Consider the following 13,923-nt stretch of genomic DNA (forward strand, 5'->3'; position numbering starts at 1 on the left):
TGCGGCGAGGCTGGTGGCTGCGTGGCGGGATCGGAAGATGCATGCCGCACTGCGACATCGCGTTTCTCCCAGGCGGCTGCCCACCACTGGCCTTCGTCAGACGTCGGAAGCCCAGCATCGGGCAGCTTCCAGCATCCAGCTGATCGAATACCCACGCCGCACCACCACCGACGCCACCTGTCCGGAACCCACCCACCCCGAGCGATGAGGCGGTGAAGCGATCGACGGAGATCCCACATCCTGTGACGACACGACGTCGGCGATGACGCTCGCCCCGAATTAGGCGCGTGGGTGGGCCTGACGGTAGGCGGCGCGCAAGCGGTCGATGGAGACATGGGTGTAGATCTGCGTGGTGTTGAGTGACGCGTGGCCGAGCAGTTCCTGGACACTGCGGAGGTCGGCGCCTCCTTCCAGCAGGTGGGTGGCGGCACTGTGTCGAAGGCCGTGGGGGCTCAGGTCGGGCGTGCCCTCCAACATTCTCAGCCGTCCGTGTACGGCTCTGCGGACTGTGCCGGGGTCGATGCGGCCGCCTCGGATTCCCAGGAAGAGCGCCGCCCCCGAGTGGGTGCGGATCCACAGCGGCCGACCGTGTACGCACCAGCGATCCAGGGCCCGCAGGGCGGGGCCACCGAAGGGTACCGACCGCTCCTTGCGACCTTTGCCGAGCACCCGGATGACATTGCGATCGCGGTCCACGTCGTCCACGTCCAGCGCGCACAGTTCGCTCACCCGTACACCCGTCGCGTACAGCAGCTCCAGGATCGCCTGGTCCCGGAGTTCTTTGGGGTCGTCGGTCGTCGGCAGGTCCAGAGCGGTCCGTGCTTGGCTCTGGTCGAGTACCGCGGGGAGGGTACGAGGCGCCTTGGCGCTGCCGAGCAGCAGACCCGGGTCATCCGGCAGCCAGCCTCGGCGGTGACAGTAAGCGGTGAACGTACGGGCGCACGCGGTACGCCGCGCGAGAGTCGCCCGCGCCTTTCCCTCGGCGTGCTGGCCGGCCAGCCATTCCCGCAGCGTGGCGATGTCCAGACAGTCGAGCCGGCCGTCGAGGTGCGCCATCAAGGAAGCGACATCCGACAGATAGGCCCTGACCGTGTGCGGCGAAAGGTCTCGTTCGAAGCGCAGGTACCTGTCGAATTCGGCGACGACTTCGTCGAGGTTCGCTTCCTGACTCACTTCATCCCCATGGTCAGCATCGGACGCATCGGCAGCAATTGCACCCATCATCGCGCCTCGTGCCCGATCCGGGCCAATACTCACCGACCCGGCGACCCAGCTGAGACAGCGCTCGACTCGTCGCCCCCAGGGTGGCTCAATCCTGGTGGGCCGATCCTGGCGGAGACCAACCCTGGCGGGGACCCGATCCTGGCGGGAGACCAACACAGGCGAAGACCCGATTCTGGGGGAAGACCAACACGGGCGAGGAACCGGTCCTGACGTACGGCTCGATCCCGGCTGGCCCCAACGCTCACCGAGCCCGACCCTCCGAGCCTGAATCCCTGGCTCAGCCCGACCCTGCGGACCTGCATCCTGGCGGATGGCTCGGAGTTGTGTCAGCGGGAGTGGGCTACGAGTTTGGCCTGTTGGCAGCCGTGGCGTTGTGAAATGAAGACGGCCATCGCGTGATCCTTCGAAGGGCAAAGTGAAGATCGAAGGAGACGGCGATGGCCGCGGACACCAGTGTGGCGCCTGAGCGATGGCTGGCCAGGCAGATCGAGACCGGGGACCCCCACTTGTTGCGATCCAAGGTGAAGCCCATTGGGGGCGTTGAGGTCGGCCGAGATCGAAAGCCTGTGCGGGGCCGCGCGTGGTGGGCGCAGCAACGAGCTCACCAAACAGCCGCAACAGATACAGGGCCCGGAAGTGGACACCCGCACCTCCACGATGGCGTCCTCAATCTGAACACTGCGCCAGGGCTCCTACGCGTCAGTGCTCAACCTGCGGGCAGGCTCGCCTCACACGAGTAGCTCAACCCTCGCGAACGGTTCGACCTTCCCGGGCAACCCCACTTTCGCGCGGAGGGGCGCCCCTTGAGGTTGGTTCGACATTCGGGGGCGGATCGACACGCACGGCCAGTTCGACGCTCGTGGGTGGCTCGACGCTCGATGCCGGTGCGACGCTCGACATCGGTGCGACGCTCGACGCCGGAACGACGCTCGACATCGGAACGACGCTCGACATCGGAACGACGCTCGACGCCGGAACGACGCTCGACATCGGAACGACGCTCGACGCCGGAACGACGCTCGACGCCGGAACGACACTCGACGCCGGAACGACACTCGCGATCGGTACGACACTCGACGGTGGTTCGATGAAAGTGTCTGCGCCTGTGGAATCGGCCGGGTCGGGGAGAGTGGTGTCCGCTTTGCGGTACGAGGCGGAGGCTCGGCGGAGGCGCCAGCCCTTCTCCACGCGTTCGATGTAGCCTGCTGCGGCCAGGCCGCCGAGAGCGCTGAGGGTCGCATCCAGCGAAACGCCCGCTGACAGGGCAATGCTGGCCGGGCCGGTGCCGCCCCTGGACGGGACGGCGTCCAGGACCTTTCGGGTGACCTCGCTCAAGGCGTCTCTCGGAACAGCCGGGCCGCGCGCACAGGGAGCGAGGTCGCCTCCGATCGTGCCCACCAGCTCGATCACCTCCTCGGGCGTCGTGACGCAGGTCGCCTTGCGTTCGCGCAGGAGGTGGTGGCATCCGGCGGACAGCGCGGACGTGACCGGGCCCGGCACGGCGGCGAGGTGGCGGTTCAGCCCGAGGGCATGGGTGGCCGTGTTGAGGGCGCCGCTTCGGAGCGCCGCCTCCACGACCACGGTGCCGCGTGAAAGCGCGGCGATCAGCCGGTTGCGGATCAGGAAGCGGGCACGCGTGGGGTGTACGCCGGGCGGGCACTCGCTGACGATCACCCCTTGGTCACGGACGGCCGCGAACAGCTCGTGGTGGCCGCGAGGGTACGAGATGTCGACACCGCAGGCCAGGACGACGACCGTCGGGGCGTCCGAGGCGAGTGCCCCCCGGTGGGCCGCGCCGTCCACGCCGTAGGCGCCTCCGGAGACCACGGTCCAGCCGTCCTCTCCCAGTCCGAGCCCGAACTCGGCTGCCACGTGCATCCCATACGGCGTCGCCGCCCGGGCGCCGACGATCGCCACGGAGCGCAGGCAGGAGAACCGCAGATCCACCGTGCCGTGCAGCCACAGACCCAGTGGCCTGGCGGCGCCGAGCTGGTCGAGTTGGGTGGGCCATTCCGGGCTCCCGGGCACGATCAGCCGCGCTCCGAGCCGCTCGCCCGCCACCAGGTCGGCCTCCGCCGCCGTCGCCGAATCCGCCGCGGCCAGGCGGGCATGCCAGGTGCTCAGCCGTTGATCGAGTTTGGCCGGGGGATGATGCTGTGCCTCCTGCGCCGCGAACTCCGGAGGTATCGTCCGCTCGCGGATGGCACGGACGGCCGCTGGTGCGCCGGAGTGGGCCACAAGGCGGCCCATCATCGTGTCTCCGGCGTCGGCGACACGCATGAGTGCGGCCCTCGCCTCGAGTTCGGCACTGTTCATGATCGTGGTGTGACCTTGCCTGCGCTGGTGGAACGGGGAATCACCTGCGCCGATGGGATGAGGAAATGGGTCGAATGTTCTAGGGGGAGCCGCTGGTGGTCCTCTGCCGTTCCCATGCCGATGGTGTCGGTGATGGTGTGGATGTCGGTCTCAGCATGAGGAGGGGACGCTGGTGTCATGAGTTCAACCCCATCCACAGGGCCAGGGCGGTGCCGGTTTCGTCGGGGCCTGGTTGGGGTTTGCCGGCGAGGTCGGCGAGGGTCCAGGCGACTCTGACGACGCGGTCGAGCCCGCGGGCGCTGAGTGCGCCGGAGTCGAGGCAGGACGCGACCTGCTTCATCGCCTCGTCATTGGGCCGATAGTCGGCGTGCAGGGCGGCGGACGGGATCTCGGCGTTCGTACGCCACGGAGTGCCGGACAGGCGTTCCGCCGCCCGTTGCCGGGCGCCGAGGACGCGGGCCGCCACAGTCGCGCTCGACTCGACGAACTGACGGTCTGCCATCAACTCGCGCCGGGAGGAACGAGCCACGGTGACCTTCATGTCGATGCGGTCGATGAGGGGGCCCGAGAGCCGGCCGAGGTAGCGACGCTTGATCGTGGGGGTGCAGGTGCAGCTGTCGGCTTTGTCCTGCGGTTGGGCGCACGGGCAGGGGTTGGCGGCCATGACCAGGATGAACCTCGCCGGGAACGTCACCGACCCGGCTGACCGCGACACCGTCACCTGACCCGACTCCAGGGGCTGGCGGAGTGCGTCGAGCACATGGCGCGGGAACTCCGGAGCCTCGTCCATGAACAGCACTCCCCGATGGGCCAGGGAGACGGCGCCCGGTCGCACGATGGTGCTGCCTCCGCCCACGATGGCGGCGGAGGTGGCCGTGTGGTGCGGGCTCACGAGCGGCGGTCTGTTGACCATGGGGCTGTTGGACGGCAGGACGCCGGCTACGGAGTGGATGGCCGTCACCTCCAGCGCGTGGTCGAGCTCCAGATCCGGCAGAAGGGTGGGCAGGCGCTCAGCCAGCAGCGTCTTGCCGGTGCCGGGCGGACCGAGCATCCAGAGATTGTGACCACCGGCCGCACAGACCTCCAGGGCCCGGCGCGCGACAGGCTGGCCGACCACGTCCGACAGGTCGACGGCCGGGGAGACCGTGGGCCGTACCGGGTCCGTGAGATCGAACGGGAGGGGCTCCGGCGGTGGGTCTCCCTTGCGCAGCCACTCCACGAGCTGTCGTAGGTCGGACACGGGCATGATCTTCACGTCGGGGACCAGGGCGGCCTCCGCCGCGTTGGCCGAGGGGATCACGACAGTGACCTCGCCATGCTTGGCGGCGCCCAGAACGGACGGCAGCACGCCGCGTACGGGCCTGAGCCGCCCATCGAGGCCGAGCTCCCCCAGGAAGAACGGCTCGGCGATGCGCTCGGCCGGTATCACACCCGCGGCGCCGAGGATGGCGACGGCGATGGCGAGGTCGAACTGGCTGCCTCGCTTCGGAAGGCTGGCCGGGAACAGGCTCACCGTGATGCGCGCGTCGGGCCAGGGGTAACGGCTGTTGACCATGGCCGAACGGACCCGCTCCCGGGCCTCGAACAGCGCCGTGTCGGGCAAGCCGATGAGGTGGATGCCGGCCAGACCGTTGCCGACGTCTGCCTCCACCTCGACGCTGCGGCCGGACACGCCGACCAGCGCCACGCTGCGGGTGCGTGCCACGGCCATCTAGACCGCCCCCCGGACATGGAGAAGGGAGTAGTCGCCCGCGAAGCGCTCCAGCGCGATCACATCGACCCGCACGGTCTCGAATCTGCGCGGCTGGCTCGTCAGCCATTGGGCCGCGAGCATTCTGAGCCGGCTCAGCTTGGCCGGTCGTACGGACTCCAGGGCGGTGCCGTGGGAGCGGCCCGATCGGGTCTTGACCTCGACCACGACCAGGGTGGGGCCGTCTTCGGCGATGATGTCGATCTCGCCGTGACGACATCGCCAGTTGCGGTCGATGATGGTGAGTCCCTCGGATGTGAGGTAGTCGGCGGCGAGTTGCTCGCCGTGTCTTCCGAGCTCGTTCTTCGTGGCCATGTGGCAGCACCTCCGGGCACCGACTTTCGCGGATGGGAGGTGGCGGGGTGGGGGCCGAACGGGGTTCTGGGGATGGAGGGCAGACGGGGGATGACGGCTGTGGACAAGGGGCCGGGGGTGGCGGACGCTGGCGAGCGGCGGAGCTGGGGGAATCCCCCTGAAATGAGCCAAGGGGAATCCCCCTGAATGAGCCTCCGGTCGCGAGTGAGCACGTGAATGAGCGGCCGGTGTTGGTCGGCGTGGACGCGAGCGGCCGTGAGCGAGCGGCCCGTGAGGCGAGCGGGCCGCCGGGGCGGCCGAGCGTGCGGCGAACGGGCCGCCGGGGCGGGCGAGCGTGCGGCGAGCGGCCGGTGTTGGTCGGCGTGGACGCGCGCGGCCGTGAGCCAGCGGCCGGTGTTGGTCGGCGTGGGAGCGAGCGGCCGTGAGCGAGCGGGCCGCCGGGGCGGGCGAGCGTAGGGCGAGCAGGCCCGTGCGGGCGAGCGGCGCAATACATAGACGAAAGGGGCGCCACATGTACGAAAGGGGCGCCCCAACCCAGGGACGCCCCGCGTGATCACCCGGCGGCCGCGCCCGCACCGCCACCCAGGCAGCGGCAGGTGCGGGCGCAGGGCCCGGTGCAGGTCAGCCGGAGGAGAAGCCCTCCTTGGGCATTTCCAGGTCGGCCTTGGCGAGTTCCTCCACGTTGACGTCCTTGAACGTGACGACGCGGACGTTCTTCACGAACCGCGCCGGCCGGTACATGTCCCACACCCACGCGTCCTGCATCTTCACGTCGAAGAAGACATCCCCGTTCTCCGCGGTGCGGACGTCGAGGTCGACCGAGTTGGTCAGGTAGAAGCGCCGCTCCGTTTCCACGACGTAGGTGAACAGCCCGACGACATCGCGGTATTCGCGGTAAAGCTGCAGCTCCATCTCGGTTTCGTACTTTTCGAGATCTTCTGCGCTCATCGCGGTCCTCCTGTCGTACCGGTCCCCCGGTGTGTCCGGTCAGGCAACCCCGGCCCCCCATTCATTCTCGCCCATCTCCCTGGCCACCGTGACGAACGAGTAACGGTGGTGCGGACATGGGCCATGCGTCTCCAGAGCCCTGCGGTGGCCGGGCGTCACATACCCCTTGTGGTCGGCGAACCCGTACACCGGGAACTCGCCGTCCAGCTCCACCATCATCCGGTCCCTGGTCACCTTGGCCACGATCGACGCGGCCGCCACGCAGGCGGCCACCTGGTCCCCCTTCCACACGGCCAGCGACGGCGCCGGCAGCCCGGGAACCGGGAAGCCGTCGGTCAGGATGTACTCCGGGTCACAGGTCAACCGCGCGACGGCGCGTCGCATTCCGGATATGTTGCTCCGGTGCAGCCCGCGCGCGTCGATCTCGGTAGGCGGGATGACGACGACGCCCACGTGGGCGGACCGTACGATCTGCTCGTACAACCGCTCTCGTACGGCCGGCGACAGCAGCTTGGAGTCGCCCAGCCCGTCGATCTGTTTGCGCAGGACGACCGCGGCGACGACCAGCGGTCCGGCGCAGGCTCCTCGACCTGCCTCGTCGACTCCCGCGATCGGGGTCAGGCCGCGGCGCGCGAGCGCCCTTTCGTAGGCGTACAGTCCGGAGTCGCGCCGGACGACGCTGGGCCGGGGGCGGAACGCAACTGTCATGACAAGAGGCAGCGTACGCCCCAATGGCCGCGAACCGCGAGCGGAACCCCGGCCCTACTTGACGTTGCCGAAGGTGTCGGGCTTGGTGAAGATCAGCCCGCGCGACAGCGGCCAGTAGCGGACGACCGCCGTGCCGATGACCGCGTCCTCGGAGATGAACCCGCCTCCGGGCTCCTCCACATGGGCGCGCGAGTCGCGTGAGTTGCTGCGGTGGTCGCCCATCAGCCAGAGCTTGCCCTGCGGCACCGTGTACTTGAACGATTCACCGGAGGGGTTGTCACCCGGGTAGAGGTAGGACGACTCCTCCAGGGGCGTGCCGTTGACCGTGACGCGCCCCTTGGAATCGCAGCAGGCCACCTTGTCGCCGCCGACGCCGATGACCCGCTTGATGGTGTCCTCGTTGCCGTCCGCGTCCCAGCCCTTGAAGACGACGATGTCGCCCCGCTCGGGCTTGCCGGCGAGCTTGTTGACGAAGACCCGGTCGTTGATCTCCAGGGTGTTCTCCATCGAGCCGGACGGGATGTAGAACGACCCGATCACGAACTGCTGGAGCACCAGCGCGATGCCCACGCCGAGGATGAGCAGCAGGACGGTCTCGCGGAGGCCGCCGCCCTTCTTCTTCGGCTTGTCGCGCCCGGCCTCCGACTTCTTGATGCCGACCATCAACGTCTCCAGGGGAGCTCGGCGCCGTCGTCGGCGCGGCGCGGACGACGAAGCCGCAAAGCGCCGGGCAGCCGTCGCCGGCGGATCAGGAACAGGGGTGTGGCCAGCGCGAACCCGGCGAGCAGCGGAGTCGAGTCGCCCAGCGCCTGCAGGGCCGGCTGGGCGAAGGTGGCGGGGATGTCGAGCGTGGTGGCGCGGGGGAACGGCCAGACGATGACGAACGCCCGTCCGATGACCTGGCCGACGGGGATGGAGCCGCCCCCGGGGTCGCCCGTGTGCCACCGCGAGTCCAGCGAGACGGACCGGTGGTCGCCCATCACCCACAGGCGCCCCTTGGGCACCGTGATGTCGAACGGTTCGTTGGAGGGCTTGACCCCCGGGTACAGGTAGGAGCCCTCGTCGATCGCGACGCCGTTGACCGTGATCCGGCCCTTGTCGTCGCAGCACTTGACGTGGTCGCCGCCCACGCCGATGACCCGCTTGATGTAGTCCTTCTCGCCGGGCACCACGCCGAAGGCGGTGCCGACCCAGCGGAAGAAGGCGGCGATCGGGTTGGAGGGCTCCTCCATCTCGAACTCGCCGTCCCAGGAGTCGACGCCGGAGAAGACCACGACGTCGCCGCGCTCGATGTCGCGCGTGTGGTAGACGAGCTTGTTGACCAGGACCCGGTCGTTCTTGAGGAGAGTGTTCTCCATCGACTCGGACGGGATGTAGAAGGCCTGGATCACGAAGGTCTTGATGATCAGGGCCAGCACCAGCGCCACGACGACCAGGACAGGCAGTTCTTTCCAGAACGACCCTTTTTTGTCCTTTTTATCGCCTTTTGCTGGCTTCTGTGTCTCTTCCGCGACCACGTCCACCTCGTCCTCGACAGGGCGGCGCGACGCGCCGTGCTCCTGGCTCTCACTACTCATCGCTGACGAGCCTAGATGATGCGCCGGCTCGACAGGCCTCGACCGACGTTACACCCGGGCCCGAGTCGCTCCGCATAAGGAAACGCCCCGGTAAAGCCGAATGGCCCGCGAAGAACGCGGGCCATTCGGCTGAAGCTGGACTTACTTGGCGGGGGTCGCGTCACGCTTCTCGCGGATGCGGGCGGCCTTGCCGCGAAGGTCACGCATGTAGTAGAGCTTCGCACGGCGGACGTCGCCGCGGGTCACGAGCACGATCTTCTCGATGACCGGGCTGTGCACCGGGAAGGTGCGCTCGACGCCGACGCTGTAGCTGACCTTGCGGACCGTGAAGGTCTCGCGGGCGCCGCTGCCCTGGCGGCGCAGGACGAAGCCCTTGAAGACCTGGATACGGGAGCGGTTGCCTTCGACGACGCGCACGTGCACCTCGAGCGTGTCACCGGGACGGAAGTCCGGCACGTCGCTGCGCAGGGTCGTCTTCTCGAGCTCCTGGATCTTCGTGTGCATGAGAGATGTCCTCAAAGTCTCGCGAGCACGCGGAGGTCCACCCGGCCTGAGCTCGCGGCGGACACGCTTGCTGATGTGATCGACGCCCAGGAGTCTCTCCCGGGCATGGCAGACCAACCACGTGATGGTTGGCAACGCTTCAGTGTGCCATATCTTCCGGCCCGACGCGAAACGCCAGGTCATCGAGCAGCTTGCGGTCGTGCTTGTCGAGCGTCGCGGGGTCGATCGCCGCCGCCAGCTCGGGCCGGTTGGCGACGGTACGGCGCAGCGCCTGGTCGCGGCGCCACCGGGCCACCTTCCCGTGGTGCCCCGACAGGAGGACGTCCGGGACCTCGTGGCCGCGCCACACCGGCGGCTTGGTGTAGACGGGGCCTTCCAGCAGGTTGCGCATGGCGCCCGGGGCGAAGGAGTCGTCCACGGCCGAGTGGGCGTTGCCGAGCACGCCCGGCAGGAGCCGGCCGACCGCCTCGACCATGACCAGCACCGCCACCTCGCCGCCGGCCAGCACGTAGTCGCCGATGCTCAGCTCGTCGACGCGCATCCTGGCGCCGTACTCGTGCATGACCCGCGAGTCGATGCCCTCGTAGCGGCCGCACGCGAACAGCAGCCACGGCTCCGCCGCGAGCTCCTGCGCGATCTCCTGGGAGAACGGCCGGCCGCTGGGCGTCGGCACGATCATCCGCGGCGTCCCGTGGGAGGCCGCGCCGTCGCCGACGACCGCGTCGATGGCCTCACCCCACACCTCGGGCTTCATGACCATGCCGGGTCCGCCGCCGTACGGGGTGTCGTCGACGGTCCTGTGCACGTCGTGCGCCCAGTCGCGCAGCTGGTGGACCCGCACGTCCAGGGTGCCGCGCTCGCGCGCCTTGCCGATGAGCGAGACGTCGAGCGGGGAGAAGTACTCGGGGAAGATCGAGATGATGTCGAGCCGCATGCCCGGAGGCGTACGCCCGTCGTGCGGATCCGTGGTCATGACAACAGCCCCTCGGGGGGATCGATCACGAGCCTCCCGCCACGCACGTCCACCTCGGGCACGAGCGCGCGCACGAACGGGACGAGCGCGTCGTCCTGGCCCGGCCGGGCGATGACGAGCAGGTCCTGGCCGTGGTGGAGGACGTCGGTCACCTCACCGACCGGCTCCCCCGCGGCCGTCACCACGGCGAGACCGATCAGCTCGTGGTCGTGGAACTCGTCGGGGTCGTCGGACGGCTCCACCTCGGCCGAGTCGATGACCAGCATGGTGCCGCGCAGCCCCTCGGCCGCGTCGCGGTCCTCCACCCCAGCGAAGCTGATCAGCAGTCCGTCCTTGTGCCAGCGGCGGCCCTCGATGACGAGCGGCCCTCTGGCGGGCGGGTCGGTGGCGATCGCCGCGCCGACGGCGAAGCGCAGCTCGGGATCGTCGGTGCGCACCTCCACGGTCACGTCACCACGAATGCCGTGCGGGCGGCCTATCCGGCCGACGACGAGCTGCACGAGTACCTGCCTTCTCTCACGCGAGCGCCCCCATCGGAACGAGACCGATGAGGGCGCGAATTCCTGACGCTAACGGACTGCTTCGTCCAGGTCGAGCAGATCGACCCGTACGTACTTCCCGTCGGCCAGGGCGTTCACCACGGTGCGCAGCGCCTTGGCGGTGCGCCCGCCGCGACCGATGACCTTGCCCAGGTCCTCGGGGTGCACCCGGACCTCCAGGACGCGCCCGCTGCGGATGCGGCGTGCGCGGACCCGGACATCGTCGGGATGTTCGACGATGCCCTTCACGAGGTGCTCGAGAGCCTCCTCGAGCACGTCAGGCCTCGCCCTCGGTCTGGGTCTCGGCGGCGGCCTCGGCGTCGTCCTTCTTCTTGGCCTTCTTCGGCGTGGTGGCGGCCGTGCCGGTGTCGCCACCGGACAGGGTCTCCTTGGCCGCGGCCTCGTAGAGCGCGTGGCGGTCGGGCGCCGGCTCGGCGACCTTCAGCGGCGCAGGGGCGGGCTCGCCCTTGAACTTCTGCCAGTCACCGGTGAGCTTGAGCAGCTTCAGCACCGGCTCGGTCGGCTGCGCGCCGACACCCAGCCAGTAGGCCGCCCGCTCGGCGTCGATCTCGATGCGCGAGGGGTTCTGCTTCGGGTGGTACAGGCCGATCTCCTCGATCGCCCGGCCGTCACGCTTGGTGCGGCTGTCGGCGACGACGATACGGTACTGAGCGTTGCGGATCATGCCGAGCCGCTTGAGCTTGATCTTGACTGCCACGGGTGTGGTCTCTCCTGCTTTAGAGCGCGGGTGAGCGACGCCTCGCCGAGTGGGGCACGACAGGACGCTCGCTCCAGGGACAGGCGTGGCCGCCGGGAGGTGAGAGGGCACCCGACTGGTCACGATGTTCCAACATGCCATTCTGCCAGATCCAAGACACTGCCAGCGACACGACGCGCACGTCCCGGCCACGCTCGCCTTGCGAGGGGCCTCCCTCGACCGGCGGCATGGAGAAACCTGCGGGCGCCCTTCGGGTGGCCCCGGCGACCCGGACGGGAGCGAACGCCGGACGCGAGGACGAGCCGCATCGGCGGACGGGCGGCGGGAGCCGGGCGGCGGGAGCGAGGATCCGCGGCGGATCCCCCGGCACCGCGGGTCCGGGGTCGCACGTGACCGGCCGTCCGCGCGCATGCGGGCGCCGCTCCCCCGAGGCGATCCGGGGAGCGGCGCGGAGGCGCTACTTCTGGCGGGGCAGGTTGAGCTTGGTGGGGTCGAAGCCCGGCGGGAGCTCCATCCCGGGCGGCAGCTTGCCGCCGAGGTTGCCCAGCAGGCCGCCCGGCTTGGGCGCGGCGGCCGGACCGTCGGTGTCGGCGGCCTGGGCCTTGCCCAGCGCGGCCTTGCGCGGGTCGCCGCTGACCCGGCGGCCCTTCTTGGCCTTCTTCTGCCCCTTGGCGACCTTGCCCCGGCCGCCCGGCATGCCGGGGATGCCCATGCCGCCGGCCACCCGCTTCATCATCTTCTGGGCCTCGAAGAAGCGGGTGACGAGGTTGCTGACGGCGGTGACCGTGACGCCGGAGCCGGCGGCGATGCGGGCGCGCCGCGAGCCGTTGATCATCTTCGGGTCCTGGCGCTCGGCCGGGGTCATCGAGCGGATGATGGCGGCGATGCGGTCGAGGTCGCGGTCGTCGATGGCGTTGAGCTGGTCACGCATCTGCCCCATGCCGGGCATCATGCCGAGCAGGTTCTTGATGGGGCCCATCTTCTGGACCATCATCATCTGCTCGAGGAAGTCGTCGAGGGTGAAGTTCTCGCCCGAGGTGAGCTTGCCCGCCATCTTGGCGGCCTGGTCCTCGTCGAACGTCTTCTGCGCCTGCTCGATCAGGGTGAGGATGTCACCCATGTCGAGGATGCGGGACGCCATCCGGTCAGGGTGGAAGGCGTCGAAGTCCTCGAGCTTCTCACCGGTGGAGGCGAACATGATCGGCCGGCCGGTGATGTGCCGGACCGAGAGGGCGGCGCCGCCGCGGGCGTCGCCGTCGAGCTTGGTGAGGACGACTCCGTCGAAGCCGACGCCCTCCATGAACGCCTGGGCGGTGGTGACCGCGTCCTGGCCGATCATGGCGTCGACCACGAACAGGACCTCGTCGGGCGAGACCGCGTCGCGGATGTCGGCGGCCTGCTTCATCATCTCCTGGTCGATGCCCAGGCGACCGGCGGTGTCGATGATGACGATGTCGTACTGCTGCCGCCGGGCCTCGTCGATGGAGCGGCGGGCCACCTCGATGGGGTCGCCGACGCCGTTGCCCGGCTCGGGCGCGTAGACGGCGACCTGCGCGCGCTCGCCCATGACCTGGAGCTGCTGGACGGCGTTGGGCCGCTGGAGGTCGGCGGCGACCAGCATGGGCACGTGGCCCTGCTCGCGCAGCCAGCGGGCGAGCTTGCCCGCCAGCGTGGTCTTTCCGGCGCCCTGGAGGCCGGCGAGCATGATGACCGTCGGCGGCGTCTTGGCGTAGCGGAGCCTGCGGGTCTCCCCGCCGAGGATCTCGATCAGCTCGTCATTGACGATCTTGACGACCTGCTGCGCCGGGTTGAGCGCCTGGGAGACCTCGACGCCGCGGGCGCGCTCCTTGACCTGGGCGACGAATGCCTTGACCACCGGCAGCGCGACATCGGCCTCGAGCAGCGCGATGCGGATCTCGCGGGTGGTGGCGTCGATGTCGGCGTCAGACAGCCGACCCTTGGATCGGAGGGAGGAGAAGACCGATGTCAGCCGGTCGGAAAGCGTCTCGAACACGTGGTTGGCCAGTCCTCGAAGCGAATGTAGGTCTGAACTCAGCCTAGCCGCTCCGTCAGCCGCTCCAGCCTGGCACGGCCATCCGTACCGTGAGCGCGTGTTCGACGAGGTTGATCAGCGCGCTCTTGACCGAGTCCTTGGAGCGCGCGTCCAGACGCACCAGCGGGATGTGCGGCGCCAGCGTCAGCGCATCCCGCACCTCCGCATCGGCATGCCCGTACTGACCGTCCCAGCCGTTGATGCCGACGATGAACGGGAGCTGGGCCTCCTCGAAGTAGTCGATCGCCGGGAAACTGTCGGCCAACCGGCGGGTGTCCACCAACACCACCGCCCCGAT

General features: G+C 69.3%; 15 protein-coding genes and 1 pseudogene. 1 reads left to right on the top strand and 15 read right to left on the bottom strand.

Features of this window, described 5'->3' with window-relative positions; genetic code table 11:
* The coding region (locus ACIBG4_RS40345; protein ID WP_397207676.1) for a hypothetical protein at positions 1-208 on the top strand (208 nt) is incomplete at its 5' end.
* A gap of 71 nt (positions 209-279) precedes the next feature.
* Here ACIBG4_RS40345 and ACIBG4_RS40350 read toward each other — a convergent pair.
* The 15 genes and pseudogenes from ACIBG4_RS40350 to ACIBG4_RS40420 form a co-directional block, all read right to left on the bottom strand.
* On the bottom strand, positions 280-1,221 hold the full coding sequence (locus tag ACIBG4_RS40350) for a tyrosine recombinase XerC (protein ID WP_397207694.1): 942 nt from the start codon (positions 1,219-1,221) through the stop codon (positions 280-282).
* A gap of 744 nt (positions 1,222-1,965) precedes the next feature.
* Positions 1,966-3,540 carry a DNA-processing protein DprA gene (gene dprA, locus ACIBG4_RS40355; protein WP_397207678.1) on the bottom strand — a complete coding sequence of 525 codons (1,575 nt, stop codon included), beginning with the start codon at positions 3,538-3,540 and terminating at the stop codon, positions 1,966-1,968.
* A gap of 175 nt (positions 3,541-3,715) precedes the next feature.
* Positions 3,716-5,251: a YifB family Mg chelatase-like AAA ATPase gene (locus tag ACIBG4_RS40360; protein ID WP_397207680.1), complete on the bottom strand. Its 1,536-nt coding sequence runs from the start codon at positions 5,249-5,251 to the stop codon at positions 3,716-3,718.
* Positions 5,252-5,605 carry a YraN family protein gene (locus ACIBG4_RS40365; RefSeq protein WP_397207682.1) on the bottom strand — a complete coding sequence of 118 codons (354 nt, stop codon included), beginning with the start codon at positions 5,603-5,605 and terminating at the stop codon, positions 5,252-5,254. It lies immediately after the preceding gene.
* A 621-nt stretch (positions 5,606-6,226) separates the two neighbouring features.
* Positions 6,227-6,553 (bottom strand): DUF2469 domain-containing protein, encoded by a 327-nt coding sequence (locus tag ACIBG4_RS40370; RefSeq protein ID WP_310710721.1) that lies wholly within the window; start codon positions 6,551-6,553, stop codon positions 6,227-6,229.
* 39 nt (positions 6,554-6,592) lie between these two features.
* A complete protein-coding gene (locus ACIBG4_RS40375; RefSeq protein WP_355441870.1) occupies positions 6,593-7,261 on the bottom strand; it encodes a ribonuclease HII in 669 nt (222 codons plus the stop codon).
* Between the two features lie 54 nt (positions 7,262-7,315).
* Positions 7,316-7,924 carry a signal peptidase I gene (lepB, locus tag ACIBG4_RS40380; RefSeq protein ID WP_397207685.1) on the bottom strand — a complete coding sequence of 203 codons (609 nt, stop codon included), beginning with the start codon at positions 7,922-7,924 and terminating at the stop codon, positions 7,316-7,318.
* Positions 7,924-8,838 carry a signal peptidase I gene (gene lepB, locus ACIBG4_RS40385; RefSeq protein WP_397207687.1) on the bottom strand — a complete coding sequence of 305 codons (915 nt, stop codon included), beginning with the start codon at positions 8,836-8,838 and terminating at the stop codon, positions 7,924-7,926. Before lepB (ACIBG4_RS40385) ends, lepB (ACIBG4_RS40380) begins: the two co-directional genes overlap by 1 nt.
* 141 nt (positions 8,839-8,979) lie before the next feature.
* Positions 8,980-9,342, bottom strand: a complete 363-nt coding sequence (gene rplS / locus ACIBG4_RS40390) for a 50S ribosomal protein L19 (RefSeq protein WP_310710717.1) — start codon at positions 9,340-9,342, stop codon at positions 8,980-8,982.
* 139 nt (positions 9,343-9,481) lie between these two features.
* Positions 9,482-10,276 carry a tRNA (guanosine(37)-N1)-methyltransferase TrmD gene (gene trmD / locus ACIBG4_RS40395; RefSeq protein ID WP_355441888.1) on the bottom strand — a complete coding sequence of 265 codons (795 nt, stop codon included), beginning with the start codon at positions 10,274-10,276 and terminating at the stop codon, positions 9,482-9,484.
* A gap of 35 nt (positions 10,277-10,311) precedes the next feature.
* On the bottom strand, positions 10,312-10,815 hold the full coding sequence (gene rimM / locus ACIBG4_RS40400; protein WP_310710716.1) for a ribosome maturation factor RimM: 504 nt from the start codon (positions 10,813-10,815) through the stop codon (positions 10,312-10,314).
* A gap of 69 nt (positions 10,816-10,884) precedes the next feature.
* Positions 10,885-11,130, bottom strand: a complete 246-nt coding sequence (locus tag ACIBG4_RS40405; RefSeq protein ID WP_020546537.1) for an RNA-binding protein — start codon at positions 11,128-11,130, stop codon at positions 10,885-10,887.
* A 1-nt stretch (position 11,131) separates the two neighbouring features.
* The gene (rpsP, locus tag ACIBG4_RS40410; protein WP_310710715.1) at positions 11,132-11,572 is read right to left on the bottom strand and encodes a 30S ribosomal protein S16; all 441 of its coding nucleotides are present in this window, start codon (positions 11,570-11,572) and stop codon (positions 11,132-11,134) included.
* Positions 11,573-12,029: 457 nt separating this feature from the next.
* Positions 12,030-13,586, bottom strand: coding sequence for a signal recognition particle protein (gene ffh / locus ACIBG4_RS40415; RefSeq protein WP_397207690.1), 1,557 nt, complete (start codon positions 13,584-13,586; stop codon positions 12,030-12,032).
* A gap of 55 nt (positions 13,587-13,641) precedes the next feature.
* A pseudogene (locus tag ACIBG4_RS40420) lies at positions 13,642-13,923 on the bottom strand (ATP-binding protein); the annotation flags it as partial.

The organism is Nonomuraea sp. NPDC050383 (assembly GCF_044459125.1).
GTDB lineage: Bacteria > Actinomycetota > Actinomycetes > Streptosporangiales > Streptosporangiaceae > Nonomuraea.

What these genes read in the sequence shown, in the direction of transcription:
- trmD (WP_355441888.1), bottom strand. Translation starts at nt 10,276, where the DNA reads ATGCGGCTCGACATCATCTCGATCTTCCCCGAGTACTTCTCCCCGCTC.
- ACIBG4_RS40370 (WP_310710721.1), bottom strand. Translation starts at nt 6,553, where the DNA reads ATGAGCGCAGAAGATCTCGAAAAGTACGAAACCGAGATGGAGCTGCAG.
- ACIBG4_RS40360 (WP_397207680.1), bottom strand. Translation starts at nt 5,251, where the DNA reads ATGGCCGTGGCACGCACCCGCAGCGTGGCGCTGGTCGGCGTGTCCGGC.
- lepB (WP_397207687.1), bottom strand. Translation starts at nt 8,838, where the DNA reads ATGAGTAGTGAGAGCCAGGAGCACGGCGCGTCGCGCCGCCCTGTCGAG.
- ACIBG4_RS40375 (WP_355441870.1), bottom strand. Translation starts at nt 7,261, where the DNA reads ATGACAGTTGCGTTCCGCCCCCGGCCCAGCGTCGTCCGGCGCGACTCC.
- rplS (WP_310710717.1), bottom strand. Translation starts at nt 9,342, where the DNA reads ATGCACACGAAGATCCAGGAGCTCGAGAAGACGACCCTGCGCAGCGAC.
- lepB (WP_397207685.1), bottom strand. Translation starts at nt 7,924, where the DNA reads ATGGTCGGCATCAAGAAGTCGGAGGCCGGGCGCGACAAGCCGAAGAAG.
- ACIBG4_RS40350 (WP_397207694.1), bottom strand. Translation starts at nt 1,221, where the DNA reads ATGGGTGCAATTGCTGCCGATGCGTCCGATGCTGACCATGGGGATGAA.
- dprA (WP_397207678.1), bottom strand. Translation starts at nt 3,540, where the DNA reads ATGAACAGTGCCGAACTCGAGGCGAGGGCCGCACTCATGCGTGTCGCC.
- ACIBG4_RS40365 (WP_397207682.1), bottom strand. Translation starts at nt 5,605, where the DNA reads ATGGCCACGAAGAACGAGCTCGGAAGACACGGCGAGCAACTCGCCGCC.